Origin of the sequence: Sphingobacterium paludis (assembly GCF_004364125.1) — a bacterium.
GTDB lineage: Bacteria > Bacteroidota > Bacteroidia > Sphingobacteriales > Sphingobacteriaceae > Sphingobacterium > Sphingobacterium paludis.
In genome coordinates, this window is record NZ_SNZV01000013.1 from 16,908 (window position 1) to 38,464 (window position 21,557).

A 21,557-nucleotide genomic window follows, 5' to 3' on the forward strand; every position below is an offset into this window, starting at 1 on the left:
TTAAAATTTAACATCTAATCCCAATGTGAATGTCTTCATGACCGGATAGGAGTCATAGTTGAGTTGTTCGGGATCTTGAAACTCGGTCATCGGCGATAGCACAAAGAGGTTTGATCCATTGAAAAACAGGCTGACACTTTTCAACTTGATCGTATTTACCCAATCGGTGGGCAGGGAGTACGTGATATTTAAGTCGCGTAATCGCATGTAAGCGCCGTTCCGGATCCAAAAGGTGGAGGGCATACTTCCAGATTCGGCCCAATTGCTACCTACCGGCCTTGGATATTTTGCGTCGGTATTGTCGGTTGTCCAAACATCGTCCGTCCAAAGTGGATAGTACGGTCTGAACGTTCCGCCGTGCTGGCGAACACCGCCACCTTCCTGGTTGCTGATCATGCGGTCATACTTCAGTACACCCTGGAATAAGGCTGATATGGAAAAGTTTTTCCAGGCGGCGTTAAGTGCGAATCCGTAATTATAGCGCGGAGAATTATTGGTGGATAGTAAATCCTCATCGTTTTCATCAATTTTTCCATCGCCGCCGTCGCTAAAGTTTGCTCCTCGAATATCGTCGAATAAGATCATTCCGAGATAGGGTGCTCTTCCATAGGTGGTGAAGCCTGCGGCCAGCAACTCATCGAGTTGCGCTTGTGTGCGCACGAGATCCACTGCCCGCAATCCTGTGAGGCGGTTATGCGGTCTTCCAATTCGGGAACGGAAATGCATATTTCCGTTGGGGCCATAGGCTGGCTCTTCATCATAGATATCCCAGCGGTCGATGGCGTAGCCGATGTTGGCGGAGACTCCGTAAGCAACTTGCCCGAGGTTGTCGTTCCAATTCAAGGTAATTTCGCCACCGCGATAGCTTCGCGCAGCATAATTTTCCTTGGCCAGCGTTCTACCGTAAGTATCTGGTAGTCGAATTGTCCGGCTGGCCAAAATATCGGTTTCTTGCCTTAAGAAGGCATCAACGCTACCGCTTAACTTATGCTGTAAAAAAGCGAAATCTATCCCCCCATTATAGCTTTGCGACCTGGTCCAGGTAACCAACGGGTTAGGCGTATTGCCATATGCCAAACCATTGTAGTAGCGATCACCAAAAATGGAACCCGTCGTGGTATTGTATTTCTCTGCGTAAGTAAACTGGCTGATGGGATCGGCATTTTCATCCAGATAGTTCCCCGTAGTACCGTAGGAGGCACGGATTTTAAGATCGTTTACGGTTTTTTTGATACCCGAAAAGAAGCCCTCTTCAGACAAGCGCCAAGCGGCCGACATGGACGGGAAAAATCCCCATCGCTTTTCTTCCGGAAATAGTACCGCGCCATCGTACCGGAATGAGAACTCGGCTATATATCGATCGGCAAAGTTATAGTTGACGCGACCGATTGCCGCCTGACGGGCATTGATGTTTTCAAAGGCATTGGTATACCGGAAGGTGCGATCTGTTGGATAGACAAACATTTGGTCTAAGGCGGTAATTGGATTTTCGGCGAGCGAGTTGATATTCGTCAATCCAAATTCCCACTGCTCGAGCGATAGCATCGCGTCAATGTTGTGCCTGCCGAATGCGCGCGCATAGTTTAAGAACCAGTTCAACTGATACTCCCATTTGCGTTGCGAAACGTAATCCACAAAGGGTTGTGGCTGGCTAAACGTAAAGATGTTGATCCTGTTTTCATCCGGCGGGGCGGGAATGAATCTGTTTCCAGACGGATCCAAAGACTGAAAGGTGTAGTTTTTCTGAAAACTCATGTAGCGCTTGCGTAGATAGTCTTCTGCCAGGTAGCTACCCACAACTCTGGTCGACAAGCCGGGCACAAGCTTGTCCAATTTTAGGTTTAGCGAAAGGATAGGATTTACCTGCCGTACTTTTCGATCGATGTACCTATCGCCCAGCACTTGGTCGATCACGTTCCAGGCCTGCCAGCTGCCCATAGGCGTTTGCACGGGAAAAGGAGTCTTGGAGGATGACGGTGAGCCATCTTCATTCAAATAAAATGGATACATCTTCGGCCAATTAAAGGTTACCCGGTAGAAATCGGAAACATCAAAATCGTCGTCATTTGATGATGTGCTGAATGGCCAGAAAAACCGATTGGAATTTGTTTGGTTGGCTGCAATGTTCAAATCGATGCTAAACGCATCAGATATTTTTGCCGAAACATTGCTTCGGATATTAAACTTTTCGTGATCCAACGATTGATAAGACCCATTTTCTCCGCGATAGTTGACCAAGGCGAAGTAAGTGATGCGATCGCCGCCTCCGTTTACGCTAACCGATTGCCGGTGGCTAAATGGATTTCTCCAGATCCAATCGTTGGCGTTGTAGCTCCTGTTGGCGAAGTAGGCGAATTCGTCCTCACCATTGGGGATAGGAAGTCCCTGGAATTCCGCTACCCGGTTTTGATAGATAAGCTCGTCTGTCGCGGTCGTCAGATCGGCCAATAGTGTCTGGGTAGGGCTGTTAAAGGTATAGTTGCTCTGCACGTTGAAAACGGGCGCTTGGCTTACCCCTTTTTTCGTCGTGACGACCACCACACCATTCCCCGCACGGGTGCCATACACCGCTGCGGTAGCAGCATCTTTCAAGAAGCTCATTTGATCGACTTCATTGGCTTCCAAAACATCAAATGCTGCTTTATCACGCACAATGCCGTCGATGACATAAAGAGGCTCCGCGAAGCTACCACGAATGCGAAGCCGCGATGAGGCGCCTGCCATTCCCGACGTGTTCGTGACGTTAACACCCGGCGCCCGCCCAGCGAGGGTGTTAGAGAGGTTGGATGGGGATACGCGAACAAGATCATCGGCTTTAATATTGCTGATCGCACCGGTGATGTTTGCCTTCCGTTGCGTACCATACCCCACAACGACGACCTCTTCCAGCGAGCTTTGGTCGGGCTGTAAGGTAATAGCCAGGTTGGATTGGTTGGCCAGGGTTAGCTCCTGTGCGATGTAACCCATGTATTTGATGACCAGCACATCGCCGGGCTGTGCAAGGATAGCAAATTTTCCGTCGACATCTGTTGATACGGCGTTGCTGCTGTTCTTTACCGAGATGGTCGCGCCGATGATCGGTTGGCCGGTCTCATCTACGATACTACCGGTGACCGATTGTTGGGTTACGGGAACCTGCCAACGGTATGCTGGCAAAATGCTTGCTTTCGCCTCTTGGCCCATTATAAAAAGGGGAAAGAGGAAAAGACAGGACACCTTCGAGAGTTCAGATAAGGTCTCTTTTTTCATTTCTTAGTTAGTTTTTTCATGGTTAATGAGCCCTCCATGTATATCATGGCTCGCTGTGTAGCTCCATGTACATGTCGGTTTCATAAATGTTTTTTGGTATAGGCGGCTTTGCTGAGGGTAGGAAAGTCCATCCATATCGTGTTAGTAGTTACTTGTCTTGTTTGATTAAAGACGTGCGTATTTGTTGGTTTAGAGAAAAGAATGTGACATAGCTTTTCGAAGCAAAGCTTAGGGAGGGGAGCGGTCTCGTAAGTTCATTTCAATAGTATGGAATGTATTCATGTTTGGTTGACTTGCATGCTTATATAAGTGCGGAAGCTAAGAGCTCCAGTACGTTAGTTAGGTAGATTTTTCACATATCACGTCTATTCGAAAGTTAGATTCTTTCAGAATAGATCAACCGGATATTCCTTAAAGCTAATTATAAATTGTTATAAATAAGAGATCTTTTTTAAAAATTTTATTAAACTATCTATGAAATATAAAATATTTGGTGTTTCTACAACTCGATTATTTTAGCTAACTTGAACCATTTACCCACTATGAATCAATTAAAATGGGGACGATAGATAAGCTGCGGTTGAAGGCGGACACGGTTTCCGCAAAAGATCGTAAAATATATAATCTGAAATTGCGGATCCTAAAAACCATTTTCGAGCACCGCACGCTATCGGTAAGCGATATCGCTAGCCGCGTGCACCTAAGTCTACCTACGTTGAACAATATGTTAACGGAACTGTTGAACGAAGGGCTGATAGAACACCGAGAGAAAGGGGAGTCGCTCGGTGGAAGGAAACCAAACTTATACCAGCTCTGTGACGGGGTATTTACCATTCTTTGTTTAGAAATAGAACGTTTTGCGGTTCGCCTGGTTGCTTTAGACAATAATAATGAGCTCGTCTATGAGGCTAAGTCTTACTCACTATCGCTAAGCAAAGAGGCTTCGGATGTTAGCGAATTGGTCGCGATCATCACGCGATTTGTCGAGGAGCATCACGTAGATTGGAACATGATCAGTGGCATCGGGGTCTTGATGCCCGGCCTTGTGGATTCTGCGCGAGGGCAAAACCAGACATTTTTCGTAGCTCCCGGTTTCAACCTACAAGCCCATTTGGAAAGTCTTTTTAACAAACAGGTCTTTCTGTTGAATGATGTCAAAGCAGCCGCCCTGAGCGAACTGAATTTTGGAGCGGCTCGCGGCCTAAAGAATGTATTGATTATCCAGATGGATTGGGGCATAGGTTTAGGTATCCTGATTAATGGGGAGGTGTATATGGGGCATGAAGGCTTCTCGGGCGAAGTGGGGCATATGGTTTTCGTGGAAGACGGGCAGCTTTGCTATTGTGGCAAAAGGGGCTGTCTGGAAACGGTAGCTTCCGGTGTTGCATTGGTCAATAGAGCCCGTGAAGATATCCATCAACAAATGCCTACTTTGTTGAGCGAACGCTACCATGTCGAGACGCTGCTGCCGCAGGATATTATCGAAGCGGCACATGCAGGCGACCAATATGCCATCGACTTAATATACAACCTGGGGAAAAATTTAGGTAAAGCCATGTCTTATCTTATCCAGTTGTTTAATCCAGAACTTATTGTGATGAGTGGCAAATTTGCCGATGCAGGCTCGCTGATCACCTTACCAATTCAACAGGGCATTCAAACCTATGCGATGAATGCGTTGAAAAATAGCTGTCGGCTTGAGGTTTCTACGCTGGGGGCAAATGGGTCGATAAAAGGAATTGTATTGTATTCGATAAACCGATACTTCGATACGCTATTTTGATCCTATACATGGTGGGCACTACATAAATTAAGGGCGTCTCCCACTTGATATCAAGCAAGGGAGACAGCCCTAACCACCATGAATAAAACATTAAAAAAACAAATATTGTATATGTAATTGCATTAACTAACTGATGTGTCGAAATTAATCGATCGATAATTATTTTTTATAAAAATAGGTTTTGCGTATTAATTTTCGGTAAAAATTAGATTAGAATTAAATTAGAATTGCAAATGGCCGTCGAGAGGTATAGGTATTTTCGTTGCTAATGCGGTGCGAACCGCGATACGAGGGCTAACAAATATAGGTTTGAAGTCGTCTGTTAAGCGGAGTTTTTATGATTCACTTTCCCGTTCGCATGCTGTTTCGCTTGTCTGGCTTCGCGAAGTACCTGCATGATATGTTTTGCCAGCGCGTTTTGGAAATTAGCGGTTTTATTTTGATGTGCTGCGCTCGAAATAGAGGTTCCCAGATCTAACAGATGGATAGGACAAAGGCGTACGTTGGTTGCTTCGGGTTTGTCGTATGACTGCGTAGGACGGATGAAGTTAAATGGAACCCTGCTATCACGAGAAGGGTTGATCGGAAATACGTTATGACATTCTTTCGAAGACACATCAGCTTTGTCGCTGCCTGCTGTATGTTGATCAAAATGACAGTTTACTGTTTTTCCTACGATGGATACAGCCCAAATGAAAAAGGTTTCTTTTTGCTGAAAAAAGGCATCTAGATTTTTCCATATGGCACATAGCGCATCTCTAAACAGCGCTTTCGCCAGCTGCTCTGAACCCACGCAATGGTGTATCAAGTTATAAATACCTGCTCCGTACTGTTCGTAGAGCAGTTCGAACGCCTTCCGGTCTCGAGCGGTAAGTAACTTGCAAAATTCGCTACTCAGCGTTTGGTTAAATGTTCCCATCTCTATTACCTATTCTTCACCAGAGGTTGTTCCAAATGAAGTAGTCTACCAATGAACCACTGGTATTCTAAAAGGTTTTGTAACAAAATTTAATACATGGCGCTTCCGTAGCTGATCCTACCTACAATGGATGTATGATAAAAGATTATGGCCGTCTCGCAATTACACGCGGAGACGGCCATGAGATGTTGTAGTACGCGAGATAGTTTACCCTACCTATCCTGCTGCTTTGTTTCGAGCAATTTTTGTTCAATCGCTTCCAGCAAGACGGTTGCATAGTCGCGATCGTTAAGCTTACCCGCATGGCCCAATGCACCCGGACTAAACACATTGATCTCCATAATTTTATCACCCACGATATCCAGGCCAACGAAATACATGCCGTCGTCATGCAATTTTTTGGATACCTTCTCCACCGTTTGAAGAAGCTTCTCATCGATTACAGCCGCCTGTGCTGTTCCTCCCTGGTGTATATTGCTCCGGATGTCTCCTTTTTGTTGTACGCGGTTCACACTGGCATACTTACCGTCGACGACAAGGGGCTTGCCATCAACGAGGAAAAAGCGTATATCGCCCTTGGTTGCGGCTGGCAGATACTCCTGTGCAAGCAAATAACCATCGCGGGCAATCACCTCAACGGTTTGTTTGAGGTTGTGGCGCTCGTCTTTTTTTAGCAGAAATACGTTTTTACCGCCGGAGCCTTTTAACGGTTTCAGGATGATCTGATCTTTCTGTCGATCTAAAAATTGGATAACGTCCTCATAGCTTCGCGTGATGACGGTTTCCGGGCGTATCTCTTTCGGGAATCGTTCCAAATACAGCTTGTCCGAAGCTTCCAACAATTTATCGGGGTCATTGATCACCCAGGTGCCCTGACGTTTGATTAGCTGGGCAAACTGCAAGGCGGTGGCCGATGCCCAAGGTCTACTGATCATATCCAGTACAGGATCAAATCGAATCCATAGAAGATCCATTTGCTTGGAGTCCACAAAAACTTTCTCCTTATCTCTTAGTGCGGCGAGCAAGGCTTCCTCGTCGGCAATCTCTTCGCTAGGTTCGATGATGCGGCAGTGCGCACCCACGCTCTGTTCGCCGTGATACGAAAAATCCGCTAGTCCGATGTAAAGGATTTTGTGGCCGCGTTTATGGGCTTTAAAGGCCAAGAGCGTGGTCGTGAATACAACCTCTTCTTTATGGGTTTGGTTGATTAAAAATGCAATGTTCATATATACTTATTCGTAATTTATCATTTTAAAAATACTCGCGAAGTGATGCACCTCTTTGATCTTACTGACGTAAGGGTCTAGCAGGTAGCGAGGCTTTAATAGCGGCTGCTTTAAGATGCCCCGCTGCATTAAATCAGCGATGATCGGCAGATAGTCTTCGCGTATCTTTCCGATAGTCAGGATATCGATATCCTTTCCGGCTTGTATATAATGGATGAGTTCGGTAAAGCCTTGCAAGTAAAGAGCATCTTTTGTTAGCCCACCCGATCGATACACGCGCATCGTCATCGTGAATGCCGTTTCTTGATCAAAGCGATACTCCTCATGAAGCATATCAAAGGTCTCGACAAAGCTATGTCCCATCAACATATGTTGCACTGCCAATACCCGCCCCGCGAGAATACGTAGGCGGTCGTTAGTCAATCCGTCCACCAAGTATTCGGCCAGCACAGCCAAGCCCTCTTGCAATTGCTCGTAGCCCGGCACCCCCTGCCTGAAGAGGCTGAAGGTTTGCTCTTTCCCGTTGAAGTAGGTGATGATATGTGTTCCTACCTCATGCTGGATGAGCGCCGTGGCTCTTCGGCGACTTATTTTATATTGTTTGCTGATATTCAACACGCCATGGTTCACCATCACCCCCGAGATGTCTTCCCGAATGCGTACACTCGTACTAAACGTAGGGGCCTGTTGTTGAAGAAAGGATATTTCTTCCTTGGCCAGCTGTGCAAACTGCTTGGCATCCAGGTAATCATCTTCGTGCAGTTCGGGCTGCGGGATACTATCAATCGCAATCAACAACGCTTTTGCCAGCTCGTACAGATTGTCGCTCACATTTCCGAAAACCATCAAACTACCGTACTTAAAATCCGGCGTACCGCGGGAGCCCAGCATCGTCATCATATCATCCAGCTCTCGTCGCTTATCCCGAAATAGGTAGGCGATAGTCGGATCGTAAATATCTTCAATGCGTAAGTTGTACAGGTTGCGTTTCACCACATCCGGATCGATAGGCATCGGACGGTAATGAAATACGGGAGCCTGTCGGAATTTATCTTTTTTAAATTGCAACCAAGCGTCGTGTGCATTGATAGGCGTTGTCAATAGCAAAAAATCAAATCGCTGGCTTTCTTTTGCCAACACGGCATCTATCTCGTAAATCTCTTCGTTCAAGCGTTCATGAACTTTCATTTTAAAGTCTGCGGCACGCACATTGGTGTGTACCCGAACGAACTCGAAGAATAGTCGCGAAAGGCTTTTGGCTAAGCTTTCCCGCATATTGCGCAGAATCAATGGTAAGTGTTTACCTTCGCGGTCTTCATAACGTTTACGGATAGAAAGACCTAGGGAAAGCACCAGATTATCTTTTGCATCTTGAGCGTCGGCCAGGGGGGGCGTTTCTGGAGGAGTTGGTAGTTTCGTTCCTCTTTTCAACTCGACAAATAGCTCTGGAGATTCCGTACGAATGTTTTTCGTTAAGTACTCTGCCAGCCCCAACGCATTCTTCTGCGATAGGTGTATGGCTACGTCAGATGCCTGATCCTCATCCTCGGCGTTCCAAACCTCCACCAACAAGCAGGTGCCGAATTCTTCGGCTAAGGCTTTTGCCGTTTTGGTTATCCAACTATTAATCTCTTGATTTGATTTGTCAGGGGCATAGATTACGCTGGCTAACTCCGACTTGGCCAGTTCCGCCAGTAACCTGTCTTTTCCATCCATCGGTATTCTATAGATGAATAGGTAGGGCACTATCTTGTTAAAGACAATTTTCCCGGTGTTTGGTATCTGTTTGTGTATAGGGGTTTTGTCTTTAATAGCGCGCAATATCTGCGGTAATACTTTATCTAGTGCTTCCATACCCGGGCATATTTTGCAGGTCCTTTAGCACGTGCAGAAGAAGCTGCTTGTAAGCCTGAATGACAGGCATAAACGGAACGCCTGTCCACTCATCCATAAAATCTTTCCTGAACTCAATGGAGAGTACACAACCCTTATCACCAAACTTTCCAAGGATGTGCTGCGCCAAATTACCGCCTTTGAATTTTACATTTTCCCTAATATCAATCGCCTGGTCGATGATTTGTTGGTTGTTGACACTTTTCAACACACGATCAATCATCGGGCGCCAGCGTTCCTGGTTATAATGGGTACCCAGGTTGATCTGTGGATTTGCCGCCGTGTCGACTACCTCCTCTGGATTCATTCGTCTGGCGTTGTAGCTATGCAGGTCGAAGACAATAAAGTAGCCATGCTGCGCTATGGTGTCTTCGATCCAAGCATCAATTTGCCTGTACATGCTGCTGTGGTCTTCCTGTAGCGTGGCCAATAATGTTGCTGGTGGTTGCTCCCGCCATACTTCCAGTCCCCAAGCCAATGCTGGGGTGAGGTAAATCGCTTCGTCCATCTTCCTATTGATGTCTAATTGAAATCGGGATGTGCGCACGATAAATTGATTGACGGGGAGTTCTGCCATACTGCCGGTATACGGGTCTTCTTCACGCAGCTGTTGCGTATCTTCCAATTGATAATAGGGAAGTAGTGCAGGGTCAATATGATGACCATCATGGATAGCAAAAGCCCAAAACGGGCTGTCGGATTTTTTTATGTTATACTGAAAAAGTTTTGGCATAAAGTATGAGATTGCTTTCAGTATGTATAACGTGAGAGCAGGTAAATAGTTTGCAAGCACCGCGTGCAGCTTGCGCTCTGCGCGTGTTTCCAGCCACTTCGTTGACCGCGCATGGAAAGGCCTATTGCGTTTAGCAATAGGCCTTTCCATGCTGCTTATTTGAACCGGGCTAGATACGCTTAATGCTTCTCTAGAAAGGTGGCGTAGGCGGTCAATACATCTTTTAAAAACGTTGCACTGTCGTCCTTTGTTAGTTTTCCCTCCTCGTCGAAAAGGTTTTGCACATTGGCGATGTACACCTCCGGTTGCTGCAGCGTAGGCATGTTCAAAAACACGAGCGACTGGCGGAGGTGGTGGTTGGCGCCGAAACCACTCACGTTGCTGATGGATGAAGAGACCACAAGGGCGGGCTTACCATCCCAACAGCTTTGTCCATAGGGGCGCGAGGCCACATCAAGCGCATTTTTAAGCACGCCGGGTACAGACCGGTTGTATTCTGGTGTAATGAATATAACGCCGTCCAAAGACTTGATTTTTTCCCGGAAAGGCCCGTAGCTCGCTGGGCTTCCATCTTCATCAAAATCTTGGTTGTAATGCTCCAAATGACCGATTTCAATAAGCTCCATGCTATTGCCTTCAGGAGCATTTTCTATAAAAAAATGAGCGATTTTTTTGCTGAACGATCCGCGCCGTAACGATCCGACGAGGATGCCTATTTTTTTGTCTGCCATACTATTTCGTTTTGTTGTTAGTAAGAAAACAACGGTAGACAGATTAAGTTCTTTCCTTATTCCTAATAAAAAGAGGAGCAACATGTGGCTGCTCCTCTTTTTCGCATCGGACTTACTTAACTTCAATAATCGTTCGCTCATGATTATTTTCACCATCCGGTGGGGGAGGTGTATCGTCTTTCTTTTTCTCAACGGTGATTTTGCACTCGGTCAGTAGCGCCGCTAAGGCACCTACAGCAGCAAATATGGGCGCGAAAACAACGCCAACAACACCTATGGTAACGGGAAAACTCATGATTTCTTTTCCAGATTTATCGGAAATACTGATTTTGGTAACATTCCCTTCCGCAATAATCTCCTTGATTTTCTTCAGAAGGTTCTCGCCATTTACGAAAAAAGTTTCTTTGATTGACATAGTATTTTATTTTTAAGGGTTTAATAATACAACAATTTGATGCCGTGCTTGTTTACGGTAAACGTAGTTTTTCAAGCATTTGCATGCGGATATTAGTTTGATGCTGAAGCAGTTTGTCATAGTCTGATTCCTTGTCCGTCAGCTTCATAACGAGTACGAACAGTTCGATAGCGAGGAAAAACAGCATAAACAGCAGATAGACGAAGATTCCTATTTTTGAAGAGGTGACTACATCATGCAGAAGCGTGAGTTCATCCAAGAAGCCCGTTTTCGCTTTAAGTTCCTTTTCTTTCCGCTCTTTGATCGTGGTGATCGAAGCTGCAAGTTCAAACTTCTTCGTTTGCAAGGTTTCGATCTGTCTATGCAACTGCTCCATTTCTATTTTCTTCGGGTTCTCCATAACCGACCTGTTCGTGGAGCGCGTGCTGTTCAGCTCTTTTCCCGTATTGTCTTTCGTTACACTGTTGTTGGTATACGTGGTGACGATAACGGGGTTCTTCTTTAGATCTAAACTAACTGCGTCATACTTTTGCGTCGCTGCGGCAATCATGGTATCCAGATCGGCAATTTGTTTCTGCAAGTCGTCTTCCGATTGCTTTACGGCCAATTTTACGCGCTGGTCCATGACTTGCGCTTTGCGGAGTTCGATGTCGTCCTTAAACGTGATCTGGTCCATAATAAAAGCGCCCAATATAGACATCACAACGGCCAGCAAGACCCGGAAGCCACTTGACCAGGCACTTACTTTTGTCGACAGGATGATGATTCGTTCGATTTGGATAATGACAAATGCCATCAGTAATCCGCCGACTATCCCACCCAGCAGCGGCAGATGCAGATAACGCGTAGCAAAACTGTAACCGATGAATATCCAAACCAATACGATCAATAGCATGGCCGAGGTGTATTTCTTTACATTTTTTGCAGATTGTTCACTGGAATTTTTTACCAGATTATAATTGAAACCGGTCAGGAAGCATCCGAGTTTAAGCCACCAATCTTTCATTTCCTAGAATTTTTTTGATAATAAATAGGTTTGTGTGATCGAGGCCATCCCTTTCATAAAACCACGTTTATAGGCCAAAATGGCGCGCTCACAAAAGCCAGCGTCACTCTTCAGTGATTGCTCAAATTCGTTCACTTTTTCCATATGGGCCAGTAAATCTGTTTGCTTGATTTTTAGTTCGTCTACTAAGTCGATCAACCCGGCTCGTCCGCGAGAATGTATGTGAAACTCTATATCTTTCATCAGCGATTCGTGGTACGTTTTTATTTGGTGAACCAAAATTTCCAAATCATACTTAATCAGCCGGATATTATCGTTCTTATACCCTTCATCAGGGCTGATCAATGCATCGTTGAAGCCGCGGTTTTCAAAGTCCTGCTGCAGGTAAGCATAGATTAGGAAAATACCCTGCTGATCATGTACCGATGCCCCATTGAGCTGGCTATTATCAACGCTAATTTGCTTCGTTGTTTCGGGCGACGGAACCGCCGTCGCTGCCTGCGCTGTAGCTTCCTTTTTCTTAAATCGTGTAAACCATCCCATTGTCGTTGTTTTTTCAAATGTACATGGTCAGTAGGCGATTGAAGTAGTGGTTTTAGGTGAGCGCAACCAAAACGTAGGCGAAAGGCGGAAGATTGTCGGTAAAAAAAACGGATCTCTTGTGTAACAAAATCTGGCAAACCTCTACTTATAGTAAAAAAAGCTACAGACCATGAGTTTACAAATAACCGGATTAACAAAGACATACAAAAATGGCGTTAAAGCGCTTGATCATATTGATCTTGAAATAGGAAAGGGCATGTTTGGCTTACTAGGGCCAAATGGTGCGGGAAAGTCGTCATTGATGCGTACTATCGCGACCTTGCAACAACCCGACAGGGGTAGCATCCGATTCCGTGATATAGACGTCTTGCACGACAAGATGAGCCTGAGGAAGGTGTTAGGCTATCTTCCGCAGGAGTTTGGCGTGTACCCGAATATATCGGCGCAGGAACTGCTGGATTATTTCGCGCAACTAAAAGGGATTACGAGCAGGGTAGATCGAAAGAAGATTATCCAGGAAGTACTTGAAATCACCAACTTGTTTGATGTGCGGGATAAAAGTGTGAGTGGCTATTCGGGCGGGATGAAGCAGCGTTTCGGCATTGCGCAGCTGTTGCTTAACCGGCCACAACTGATTATTGTTGATGAGCCAACGGCAGGTCTAGACCCTGCCGAGCGACAACGTTTTCTGAATGTGTTGCGGGAGATAGGTACCGATAATACCGTGCTTTTTTCGACACACATCGTGGATGATGTGCGCGAGCTGTGCCATGAACTGGCCATTTTAAATGGGGGTAAGGTATTGTATCGGGGCACGGCACAACAGGCGGAGGACAGCCTTGCCGGTAAGATCTGGACAAAGACCATTGCGCGTGCAGACTTCGAAGCAGAAAGCCTGCTGTACAACATTATTTCATCGAACTACAATCCAGATAATTCCCTAAACATTCGGATGTATAGCGCGCAGCGCCCCGACGATTCGGTTCGCGAAGTGAAGCCTATATTGGAGGATGTCTATTTCGTAAACCTTAAAAAAGAAGCACAGCATGTTTAGTTCGATTTTTCTTTTTGAGCTCAAGCGTTGGATCAAGAATCCGGCATTTTATATCTATGCTGCGCTGTTTTTTGCTTTTGCACTATTCAGTATGAGTACGAGCTTGGGCGTATTCGATCAGGCAACAGCCAGCACATCGAATCCGGTCTATGCCAACTCTCCACAAAGTGTGAGCGGTATGCTCAATGCGTTGTCTATCTTTGTGTACTTCGTGCTACCGACCATTGTGGGTGGTTCTATCTATAGGGATTTTCGGTACAATGTGCACCATGTCTTGTTTTCCTATTCGCTAGACAAGGCTTCCTATCTTTCTGCAAAATTTTTAAGCTCGCTCTGCGTCACGATCCTGATCGTTTGCACGACGACCTTCGGGTTTTTAGCGGCGCAGTTCCTGCCTAATGTCAACCCAGACTTACTCGGGCCTAACCATCTTTGGTCTTACCTGCAAGCCTACTTTTACTTCGTTATACCAAACTTAATTCTGTTCGGGGCCATCGTCTTTGCGTTGGTTACGTATACACGCAATATCTACATCGGATTTATATTTATCATTTTCCTATTTGTGCTGGATGCCTTTTTGGGTCAATTGCGAAGCAATATGGACAATGAGTTCCTTGCCTCCCTCATCGATCCGTTTGGTTTCGAGGCTATGCGTTTCGAAACGAAGTATTGGACTATTGACGAGCAAAACTTTCGAAACATTCCTTTCCAAGGGGCCATTGTGTACAATCGTCTTATTTGGCTCGGCTTAGGCATAGTGGTGCTCGCTTTGGTGTACTTAAATTTCGATTTCTCCCAATCGGGGATACAGTTGGGTAAAGCCAAGGCTGGCAAGCGCGTCACCAAAAATAATTTTGGTAGCATCATGGCGATTGATCTGCCTCAGGTGAATCTTGACTTTTCTTTTGTGGCTTATCTAAAAACAGCCTGGCGCCTGTCGCATTACGACTTCCGCTACATTGTGCGCAATTGGATATTCATTATCATGATGATTTTTGCTGTGCTGCTTGTCGCCGTCATGGCCTCATCTTCAGGACAGCTTTATGGTACAGAGACGTATCCCGTAACGTGGAAAATGTTAAAAGATACGAGCAGCATCTATAGCTTCTTTCTAACCTTAATCATTTATCTGTTTTCTGGCCTGTTAGTGCAGCGTGCCAGCCTGGCCAATATGCATCTGGTGGTTGACGCTACCGCTGTACCTAATTGGACGCTGTTTCTCTCCAAGTTTATTGCGATGATTAAGATCGCCTGTTTGGTGCAGCTCATCAGCATGCTGACCGGTGTTGGCTATCAGCTCGCTCAAGGCTATTTTCACGTGGAGCTGTGGCACTATCTGTATGAACTTTTTGTGCTCGACTTCCTGAATTACATGATCCTGATTTTGTTTGCACTCTTTATCCACTCGTTTTTTAAAAATTACTACGTCGGCTTCTTTGTGTGTTTGGTTATCGTGATTGCTGTTCCTTTGCTGAGCAAAGTAGGCATTGAGCAGTCTATCTTTAAGTTTAACGAGGGGCCTAGCTATAGTTTTTCGGACATGAATGGTTATGCTGACGTGCGCCATTACATTTGGTATAAGGTTTACTGGCTGCTTTTCGTGTTGTTTCTAAGTGGTATTACCTTGCTGTTTTGGCGCCGTGGCATCATTGCGGATGTGAAAGACCGTTTACGTACAGCTAAAAGCCGCTTAACAAGCACGGTGTATATTCCCAGTGTATTCGCCCTTACTGTATTTTTAGTATTAGGTTTTGCCATTTATCGGCAAACCAATGTCCTCGAGAGGTATGTATCGGTGAAAGAGCATGAGCAGGAGCAAGTGGACTATGAAAAGAAATACAAAATGTACGATGGGCGTCCGCAGCCCCGCATTGTGGACGTCAAGGTAAATATGGATATTTACCCGACGGAACGCAATTTTCTTGCGAAGATCAACTATGTCTTGAAAAACAAAACCGGAACAGCTATCGATTCTATCTTTATCAATTACAATGATTTAATGGATTCTATACATATCGCCGGTGCGAAGCGGGTCAGAAAAGATAGTCTTGCAGGCTTCGATATTTTTTCCTTAAGTACGCCTTTGCTGCCTGGCGATAGTCTCGCCATGTTTGCACAGGTGAAAAACAAACCAAACAACTTTTTGTATGATAGGTCGCCGATTTTAAGTAATGGCACGTTTATCAATAATAGCTATTTCCCGAATATTGGCTACCAAGAAGGCGTGGAGTTGGTGGACAACGATGTGCGTAAGAAATATGGATTGCCAAATCGCGACCGGATGGCAGAGCCAAACGATACGCAGGCGCGGCAGAACACGTATATCGCGAATGATTCGGATTGGATTCGTTTTGAAGCGACAGTAAGTACCGATCTGGATCAAACCGCTATAGCACCCGGTATTTTGGAAAAAGAATGGCAAGATAAGGGTCGTCGATATTTTCGCTATAAAATGGACCAGAAGATGTTAAACTTCTATTCATTTATCTCGGCGCGATACACGCTGAAAAAAGAACGTTGGCAAAACATTAATTTGGAAATTTACTACCACGACGGCCATACTTACAACCTCGACCGCATGATGGCTTCTATGAAGAAATCGCTTGATTACTATGGTCGCTCGTTTAGTCCATACCAGTTTAATCAGATGAGGATTATCGAGTTCCCCGTAACGCATGGCACGTTTGCACAGGCGTTTGCCAATACGGTACCTTTTTCGGAAGGCATCGGTTTTATCGCCAAAGTGGATGATGAAAACCCGGATGCGGTAGATTATCCATACAACGTTATTTCACATGAGCTTGCGCATCAATGGTGGGCGCATCAAGTGATAGGGGCAAATGTGAAGGGCTCTACAATGCTTTCTGAATCCATGGCGGAATACAGCTCGTTAAAAGTTTTGGAAAAAACCTATGGCCATACGCAGATGCGCAAATTTCTTAAAGAGTCATTGGATAGCTATTTAAGAGGCCGGGGTAACGAGCAGTTGAAGGAAAACCCACTGACGCGGAATGAAAACCAACAGTACATTCACTATAACAAGGGTGCTGTCGTGATGTATGCCATGAGTGATTTTCTGGGCGAAGCTACATTCAATAATTTTTTGAAAGAATATGTAGCCCGTGTGGCTTTTCAAGAAGCGCCGTACACCAATTCGCTGGAATTTGTCGCTTTGCTCAAACAGCATACGCCAGATTCGTTACAATACCTAATTAAAGACATGTATGAAACGATTACGCTCTATGATAATGATGTGCAAGAGGCTTCCTACAAAAAATTAGCGAATGGAAAGTATCAGGTCGACATTACGTTCAAAGTTCAAAAATACAGAACGAATGAAAAAGGAAAGCGTACATACACGGACGAACAGGGCAAAGGGTTGAAGGAAAAAATAGCCGGTAAAGACCAATCTTCGCTGCCCCTTCAAGACTATGTGGACATCGGTGTTCTCGGAAAGCGTAAGAAGCAGGGATCGCATGAGGTCGATCACGAGCTCTACCTTGCGAAGCATAAGGTATCTCGGGTAAATAATAAGGTTTCCATCATCGTGTCGGAACAGCCGACGGAAGTTGGTGTGGATCCGTACAATAAGCTGATTGATACGAATTCTGACGATAACCGAAAGAGCCTTTAATAAGCAGCCACTGTAAAAAAGTTTGAGATAAATGTCCTTGCAAGAGTCAGGCACCACGCATTTTAAGGTGCTTGAACGTCCTTGCGAGGAGGAGGCACGACGACGCGGCAATCTTACGTTATAAAAATGCAGATTGCCGCGTCAGGCTTTCTAAATGACGCATTTAAGGTGCTTGAATGTTCCTGCGCGGAGGAGGTTCGACTATGCTCGCAGAAGAAGACAAATCTTTTTGTCGATGCAAATTCATAGGTCAAATTGAAGTACTACATAATGTTAAACTATGGTTTTTGGCGGTACGGTTTATATCATTACTAATTTCAATAATACCACGTTATACACAGGGGTTACGTCAGATCTACAGATTAGGATGTATGAACACATCAACCATAAACATCGGAGATCTTTTTCGAAGAGATATAAGCTTTATAAACTCGTTTATTTCAAAAGCTTCTCGAGTATAGAGGAGGCTATCCATGAGGAAAAACGAATTAAAGCAGGTAGCAGAGCGAAAAAGGAAGCATTGATCAATAAGATGAACCCATTGTGGGAAGACCTGTACCAACGAGAGGTTAAATATTGGTAGTAAGAGATTGCCGCGTCATGCTTCCTCGCAAAGACGCATTTAACGGTCTGAATGTTCCTGCGAGGAGGAGGCACGACGACGCGGTAATCTTACGTCTAAAAAAATGCAGATTGCTTCGTCATGCTTCCTCGCAAAGACGCATTTAACGGTCTGAATGTTCCTGCGAGGGGGAGGCACGACGACGCGGCAATCTTACGTTATAAAAATGCAGATTGCCGCGTCAGGCTTTCTCGCAAAGACGCATTTAAGGTGCTTGAACGTCCTTGCGAGGAGGAGGCACGACGACGCGGCAATCTTACGTCTATAAAGATGCAGATTGCCGCGTCATGCTTTCTAAATTACGCAATTAAGGTGCGTGAACGTCCTTGCGAGGAGGAGGTACGAGGACGCGGCAATCTTACGTCTATAAAAATGCAGATTGCCGCGTCATGCTTCCTCGCAAAGACGCATTTAACGGTCTGAATGTTCCTGCGACGAGGAGGCACGACGACGCGGCGTTCTTACGTCTATAAAAATGCAGATTGCCGCGTCATGCTTCCTAGATGACGCATTCTAGGGTCTGAATGTCCTTGCGAGAAGGAGGTACGACGACGCGGCAATCTTACGTCTATAAAAATGCAGATTGCCGCGTCATGCTTTCTAAATGACGAAATTAAGGTGCTTGAACGTCCTTGCGAGGAGGAGGCACGACGACGCGGCAATCTTCCGATAAAAAAAGGAGATTGCTTCGTTGCCTTGCAATGAAGGTTACGGGTTCGTTTTTTGCCGCTACTTATATTAACGCTTTGTCCACTGATACTTCAGGCCTACCGTGTACCATCTTCCGGGCATCGGGATGGCGCCGCTTTCGAGGTAGGTAACATCAAATACATTCTGCGCATCGGCGTACACGGATACATACGGAAAATTATACGCTATGCGTAGATCGGAAAGGAAATAGGAGTCGTCGGATACGCGTTGGTTAAACCGATTTGCTATGGAGGCGCTCCAATGGTGTTGCGAGGCCGCTACAACTAACTTCGCTTGGTGTTTTAGGTTTTCCAAGCGATAGCGGGAAATAGCGTTGCTTTGCGATCTAAACGTCGGATCGAGGTAATTATAGCCTGCGTTCAAGCGAACTTTAAGCGTACCGCTCAACGGAATTTGATAATCTACGTTTGTATTCAATCCACGCACCGTGTTTTCCCCTAAATTTTCGGCTTGGTAGGGCCCCGCTTCGGGATTGTAACGCACCCAGTCCACAAAGTTGTTGATCTTGCGGTAGAAATATCCAGCGTGGGCGATGATTCGCTCATTGGCAAATTTTAAGGCACCCTCAGCCTGCCAGGCATCTTCGGGGCGTAGTGCGCTGTTTCCTGTGCTGGTAGGCTGCTTGATATAGAGGTCAGTGAAGGTTGGAATGCGTTGACTGGAACCCGCGTTTAATACCACTTTCCAATGCGGATCCAGTTTGTAGCCCAAATCAAAACCGGGATATACCTGCCAGCCATATTGTGTGTTGTAATTGACATACGCGCCTACATTGAGGATGATATTTTTTAAATTTTCTGTTCGGAATTCGGCATAAGCCCCATGGTTATTCCGGGCATGATTGCCCATGTTCGTGCTGTTTATGCGCTCCAGCCGCGATTCGAGACCAAAACCAAAGTCGCCAAATAGCGTGCTGTACCGGCTATTCAGCTCGGCGGAAAAACTGTTGTTGTAATGTTTGCTTACTGCGCTCGGCGTGTAGGCATAAAAATCTTCGTTGTAGCGGTTGCTGATGCGCGGACTTACATAAAAACGCTCGTTGAACTGATGTTTGGAGCTCACACTGGCAAAGACCGTTTCTACGGTTTCATGAGCATCGCGGTCGCCTGGCGCGGCATAGTAGGCGTTCGCACCGAAGTCGTTGTAGATGTAGCTTCCTAGCCATTCCAGTTCGTTATCGCCATCGATCTGAGCCTTGCCTTGATAGAACAGTTTCTGATTGTCTGATGCGGTGTTATACCGCTGCCCGTTAGATTTGTCTTTACTGTAAAAGAGCTGATGCTGATGGCTTTCTTTGAAAAGACTCGCGCCAAGCTGCGTCCCGGCCATGTAGTAGATGCCTGGCTTTTGTTCTTCATCTCTGTTTTTGAAGGAGCTTCCGCTGTAAACATTGGCCTGTATGGAGGTATTTGCAATGGTTTTCGTGATGATGTTCACAGCGCCTGTCAGCGCGTTGACGCCATAGATCCGGGCTGCAGCACCACGCAACACTTCAATGCGTTCAATAGCATCCAGCGGGATCGGTAAGTTCAGGCTGTGGTGGCCGGTTTGCGGATCAGAGACCTTGGCGCCGTTGAGCAAGACTAAGGTCTGATCAAAACTGCCGCCATCAATACTAATATCGGCCTGCGTACCAAATGGCCCACGCTGACGCAGGTCTACACCGTTCAATAGACCCAAAACCTCGTTTAGGTTTCGTGCTGGCAGCTGTCGGATCTGCTCGGCCGTTATAATCTCTATATTCCGATTGTCTTTATTGAATGGAATTTGTAACCTGTTTTGGTTGATAATAACTTCCCGGATATTGGTGGTATCCTGCCCTTGTGCCCATAGCGGCGCCAGAGCCAATAAACTTATCGCGTATTTGAACATGCATGATGTATTAAAGCGGCAAAAGTAATCATTTAGTGTCTGTTTAGATTTACATGGTGAAATTTTTATAGCCTATTTTTAAACGAACCGAGGCGAATTTTTCACGATAGCAGGTCGCTATCGCAAAAAAAATCAACGACGGTGCAACAAGCCGAGCCTTTTAAAAATTTATCTAGCAATTTTTTAAAAGGCCCATCATGCAGTAAGTTACGTTAGTGCCATTCCTCCCGACCTATTATCTTGTCGTTGGTTTTTGGTTCTCTTGCGTCGGGCTTGGCGTTGTATTGCAGATTCAATTCAGGCTGCCCGGCATCTATCCAAGCCGAAAACCAATAGCAGCCTACTCGCCATATCGATTGGCGCATGCGCCGTTCTACCATGCCGTTCATCCGGTCGTGGTATGCTGTCGTATAGGCGTCGGAATAGCTCCATATCAATGTGTTGTTGCGTGTGATGTAGCTTCGCTGCTGATGTTTGGGGAATGTGGCAGAAAGTTCCTTTTCGATCGATAATACATCGTTTACTAATGCATGGCTTTCCCGTATAATTGTCCATGCGGTGTCGAGCGTACTTTCCAGGTATACTGCCTTCCCGACCAAAAGCTTATATTGCTTTGCAAACATTTCGGGAATGCGGCTTTCCCAAAACGCATGTATACCGATCTGCCCGCTATACTGCCCGTTGTAATTCTTCGTGGTATGCAAGGGCACATGGGCATCCGCCACGTAATGTCCAATGTCTGCGGAATAGCGAATGATGGCTTGTACGTCTTTCTTGGTAAATGCAGCTACCAATTTTTGGTAAGTAAAGTGTATTTGCCAAGGAATGATACCTTGCGCCATAAGCGTCCGCTCACGGTATTTCTCCTTGGCGGCAGACCAATGTATCGGGATGGAATCGATAACACCGGCATCGTAATCGTCGATATCTATAAAATGCCGCGGAGATTCTGCAGTGTCAATGTAGCACCGCTTATCTGGATCCACCGCCTTTTCAGTGATCAGGTCGATATGCTTTTTATAAAATGGGGCAAGGTCGGCTGGCAAGGTAAATACCGCACGTTGGTTGATGTGCTTATGTGCGAAAAACCCCCAGGAACAGCATAGCAATAGCAGCGGAAGACCGATATAGGTGAGCGTATTTTTTTTCATAATTGGTCCGTATAA

The 21,557-nt window shown here is 45.7% G+C and carries 15 protein-coding genes; 4 read left to right on the forward strand and 11 right to left on the reverse strand.

Going from position 1 to position 21,557, the window contains the following annotated elements:
- Positions 1-3,249 (reverse strand): SusC/RagA family TonB-linked outer membrane protein, encoded by a 3,249-nt coding sequence (locus B0I21_RS18665; protein ID WP_133642013.1) that lies wholly within the window; start codon positions 3,247-3,249, stop codon positions 1-3.
- A 556-nt stretch (positions 3,250-3,805) separates the two neighbouring features.
- Between B0I21_RS18665 and B0I21_RS18670 the strand changes: the two genes are divergently transcribed.
- Complete coding sequence (locus B0I21_RS18670; protein ID WP_133642014.1) at positions 3,806-5,032, forward strand: ROK family transcriptional regulator; 1,227 nt, start codon at positions 3,806-3,808, stop codon at positions 5,030-5,032.
- Between the two features lie 322 nt (positions 5,033-5,354).
- Here the strand turns inward: B0I21_RS18670 and B0I21_RS18675 are convergent, their stop codons facing one another.
- From B0I21_RS18675 to B0I21_RS18710, 8 genes are all read right to left on the reverse strand, one after another.
- Positions 5,355-5,951: an RNA polymerase sigma factor gene (locus tag B0I21_RS18675; protein ID WP_133642015.1), complete on the reverse strand. Its 597-nt coding sequence runs from the start codon at positions 5,949-5,951 to the stop codon at positions 5,355-5,357.
- 212 nt (positions 5,952-6,163) lie between these two features.
- The gene (locus tag B0I21_RS18680) at positions 6,164-7,177 is read right to left on the reverse strand and encodes an ATP-grasp domain-containing protein (RefSeq protein ID WP_133642016.1); all 1,014 of its coding nucleotides are present in this window, start codon (positions 7,175-7,177) and stop codon (positions 6,164-6,166) included.
- 6 nt (positions 7,178-7,183) lie between these two features.
- Positions 7,184-9,031, reverse strand: a complete 1,848-nt coding sequence (locus B0I21_RS18685) for a flavohemoglobin expression-modulating QEGLA motif protein (RefSeq protein ID WP_133642017.1) — start codon at positions 9,029-9,031, stop codon at positions 7,184-7,186.
- Positions 9,015-9,953, reverse strand: a complete 939-nt coding sequence (locus tag B0I21_RS18690; RefSeq protein WP_243836258.1) for an N-formylglutamate amidohydrolase — start codon at positions 9,951-9,953, stop codon at positions 9,015-9,017. The genes B0I21_RS18685 and B0I21_RS18690 overlap by 17 nt, the downstream gene beginning before the upstream one ends.
- Positions 9,954-9,982: 29 nt before the next feature.
- Positions 9,983-10,534: an NADPH-dependent FMN reductase gene (locus tag B0I21_RS18695; protein WP_133642018.1), complete on the reverse strand. Its 552-nt coding sequence runs from the start codon at positions 10,532-10,534 to the stop codon at positions 9,983-9,985.
- Between the two features lie 112 nt (positions 10,535-10,646).
- Entirely contained in the window at positions 10,647-10,949 is a 303-nt protein-coding gene (locus B0I21_RS18700; protein ID WP_133642019.1) for a DUF4342 domain-containing protein, read from the reverse strand.
- 52 nt (positions 10,950-11,001) lie between these two features.
- Entirely contained in the window at positions 11,002-11,955 is a 954-nt protein-coding gene (locus B0I21_RS18705; protein WP_133642020.1) for a DUF4407 domain-containing protein, read from the reverse strand.
- A gap of 3 nt (positions 11,956-11,958) precedes the next feature.
- Positions 11,959-12,498, reverse strand: coding sequence for a hypothetical protein (locus B0I21_RS18710; protein ID WP_133642021.1), 540 nt, complete (start codon positions 12,496-12,498; stop codon positions 11,959-11,961).
- A gap of 169 nt (positions 12,499-12,667) precedes the next feature.
- Here B0I21_RS18710 and B0I21_RS18715 point away from each other — a divergent pair, with 169 nt between their 5' ends.
- The 3 genes from B0I21_RS18715 to B0I21_RS18725 all read left to right on the forward strand — a co-directional run bounded on the left by B0I21_RS18715 (position 12,668) and on the right by B0I21_RS18725 (position 17,769).
- Positions 12,668-13,552 carry an ABC transporter ATP-binding protein gene (locus B0I21_RS18715; RefSeq protein ID WP_133642022.1) on the forward strand — a complete coding sequence of 295 codons (885 nt, stop codon included), beginning with the start codon at positions 12,668-12,670 and terminating at the stop codon, positions 13,550-13,552.
- On the forward strand, positions 13,545-17,186 hold the full coding sequence (locus B0I21_RS18720) for an ABC transporter permease/M1 family aminopeptidase (protein WP_133642023.1): 3,642 nt from the start codon (positions 13,545-13,547) through the stop codon (positions 17,184-17,186). Before B0I21_RS18715 ends, B0I21_RS18720 begins: the two co-directional genes overlap by 8 nt.
- 280 nt (positions 17,187-17,466) lie before the next feature.
- Positions 17,467-17,769 (forward strand): GIY-YIG nuclease family protein, encoded by a 303-nt coding sequence (locus B0I21_RS18725; RefSeq protein ID WP_133642024.1) that lies wholly within the window; start codon positions 17,467-17,469, stop codon positions 17,767-17,769.
- A 777-nt stretch (positions 17,770-18,546) separates the two neighbouring features.
- Here B0I21_RS18725 and B0I21_RS18730 read toward each other — a convergent pair.
- Both B0I21_RS18730 and B0I21_RS18735 read right to left on the reverse strand, forming a co-directional pair.
- Positions 18,547-20,391 carry a TonB-dependent receptor plug domain-containing protein gene (locus B0I21_RS18730; RefSeq protein ID WP_133642025.1) on the reverse strand — a complete coding sequence of 615 codons (1,845 nt, stop codon included), beginning with the start codon at positions 20,389-20,391 and terminating at the stop codon, positions 18,547-18,549.
- Between the two features lie 212 nt (positions 20,392-20,603).
- The gene (locus B0I21_RS18735; RefSeq protein ID WP_133642026.1) at positions 20,604-21,542 is read right to left on the reverse strand and encodes a zinc dependent phospholipase C family protein; all 939 of its coding nucleotides are present in this window, start codon (positions 21,540-21,542) and stop codon (positions 20,604-20,606) included.
- Positions 21,543-21,557 lie beyond the last annotated feature (15 nt).

Excerpts from the sequence above, each read along its gene's own strand:
- B0I21_RS18665 (WP_133642013.1), bottom strand. The coding sequence starts at position 3,249 with ATGAAAAAAGAGACCTTATCTGAACTCTCGAAGGTGTCCTGTCTTTTC.
- B0I21_RS18670 (WP_133642014.1), top strand. The coding sequence starts at position 3,806 with ATGGGGACGATAGATAAGCTGCGGTTGAAGGCGGACACGGTTTCCGCA.
- B0I21_RS18675 (WP_133642015.1), bottom strand. The coding sequence starts at position 5,951 with ATGGGAACATTTAACCAAACGCTGAGTAGCGAATTTTGCAAGTTACTT.
- B0I21_RS18680 (WP_133642016.1), bottom strand. The coding sequence starts at position 7,177 with ATGAACATTGCATTTTTAATCAACCAAACCCATAAAGAAGAGGTTGTA.
- B0I21_RS18685 (WP_133642017.1), bottom strand. The coding sequence starts at position 9,031 with ATGGAAGCACTAGATAAAGTATTACCGCAGATATTGCGCGCTATTAAA.
- B0I21_RS18690 (WP_243836258.1), bottom strand. The coding sequence starts at position 9,953 with ATGGAAAGGCCTATTGCTAAACGCAATAGGCCTTTCCATGCGCGGTCA.
- B0I21_RS18695 (WP_133642018.1), bottom strand. The coding sequence starts at position 10,534 with ATGGCAGACAAAAAAATAGGCATCCTCGTCGGATCGTTACGGCGCGGA.
- B0I21_RS18700 (WP_133642019.1), bottom strand. The coding sequence starts at position 10,949 with ATGTCAATCAAAGAAACTTTTTTCGTAAATGGCGAGAACCTTCTGAAG.
- B0I21_RS18705 (WP_133642020.1), bottom strand. The coding sequence starts at position 11,955 with ATGAAAGATTGGTGGCTTAAACTCGGATGCTTCCTGACCGGTTTCAAT.
- B0I21_RS18710 (WP_133642021.1), bottom strand. The coding sequence starts at position 12,498 with ATGGGATGGTTTACACGATTTAAGAAAAAGGAAGCTACAGCGCAGGCA.
- B0I21_RS18715 (WP_133642022.1), top strand. The coding sequence starts at position 12,668 with ATGAGTTTACAAATAACCGGATTAACAAAGACATACAAAAATGGCGTT.
- B0I21_RS18720 (WP_133642023.1), top strand. The coding sequence starts at position 13,545 with ATGTTTAGTTCGATTTTTCTTTTTGAGCTCAAGCGTTGGATCAAGAAT.
- B0I21_RS18725 (WP_133642024.1), top strand. The coding sequence starts at position 17,467 with ATGGTTTTTGGCGGTACGGTTTATATCATTACTAATTTCAATAATACC.
- B0I21_RS18730 (WP_133642025.1), bottom strand. The coding sequence starts at position 20,391 with ATGTTCAAATACGCGATAAGTTTATTGGCTCTGGCGCCGCTATGGGCA.
- B0I21_RS18735 (WP_133642026.1), bottom strand. The coding sequence starts at position 21,542 with ATGAAAAAAAATACGCTCACCTATATCGGTCTTCCGCTGCTATTGCTA.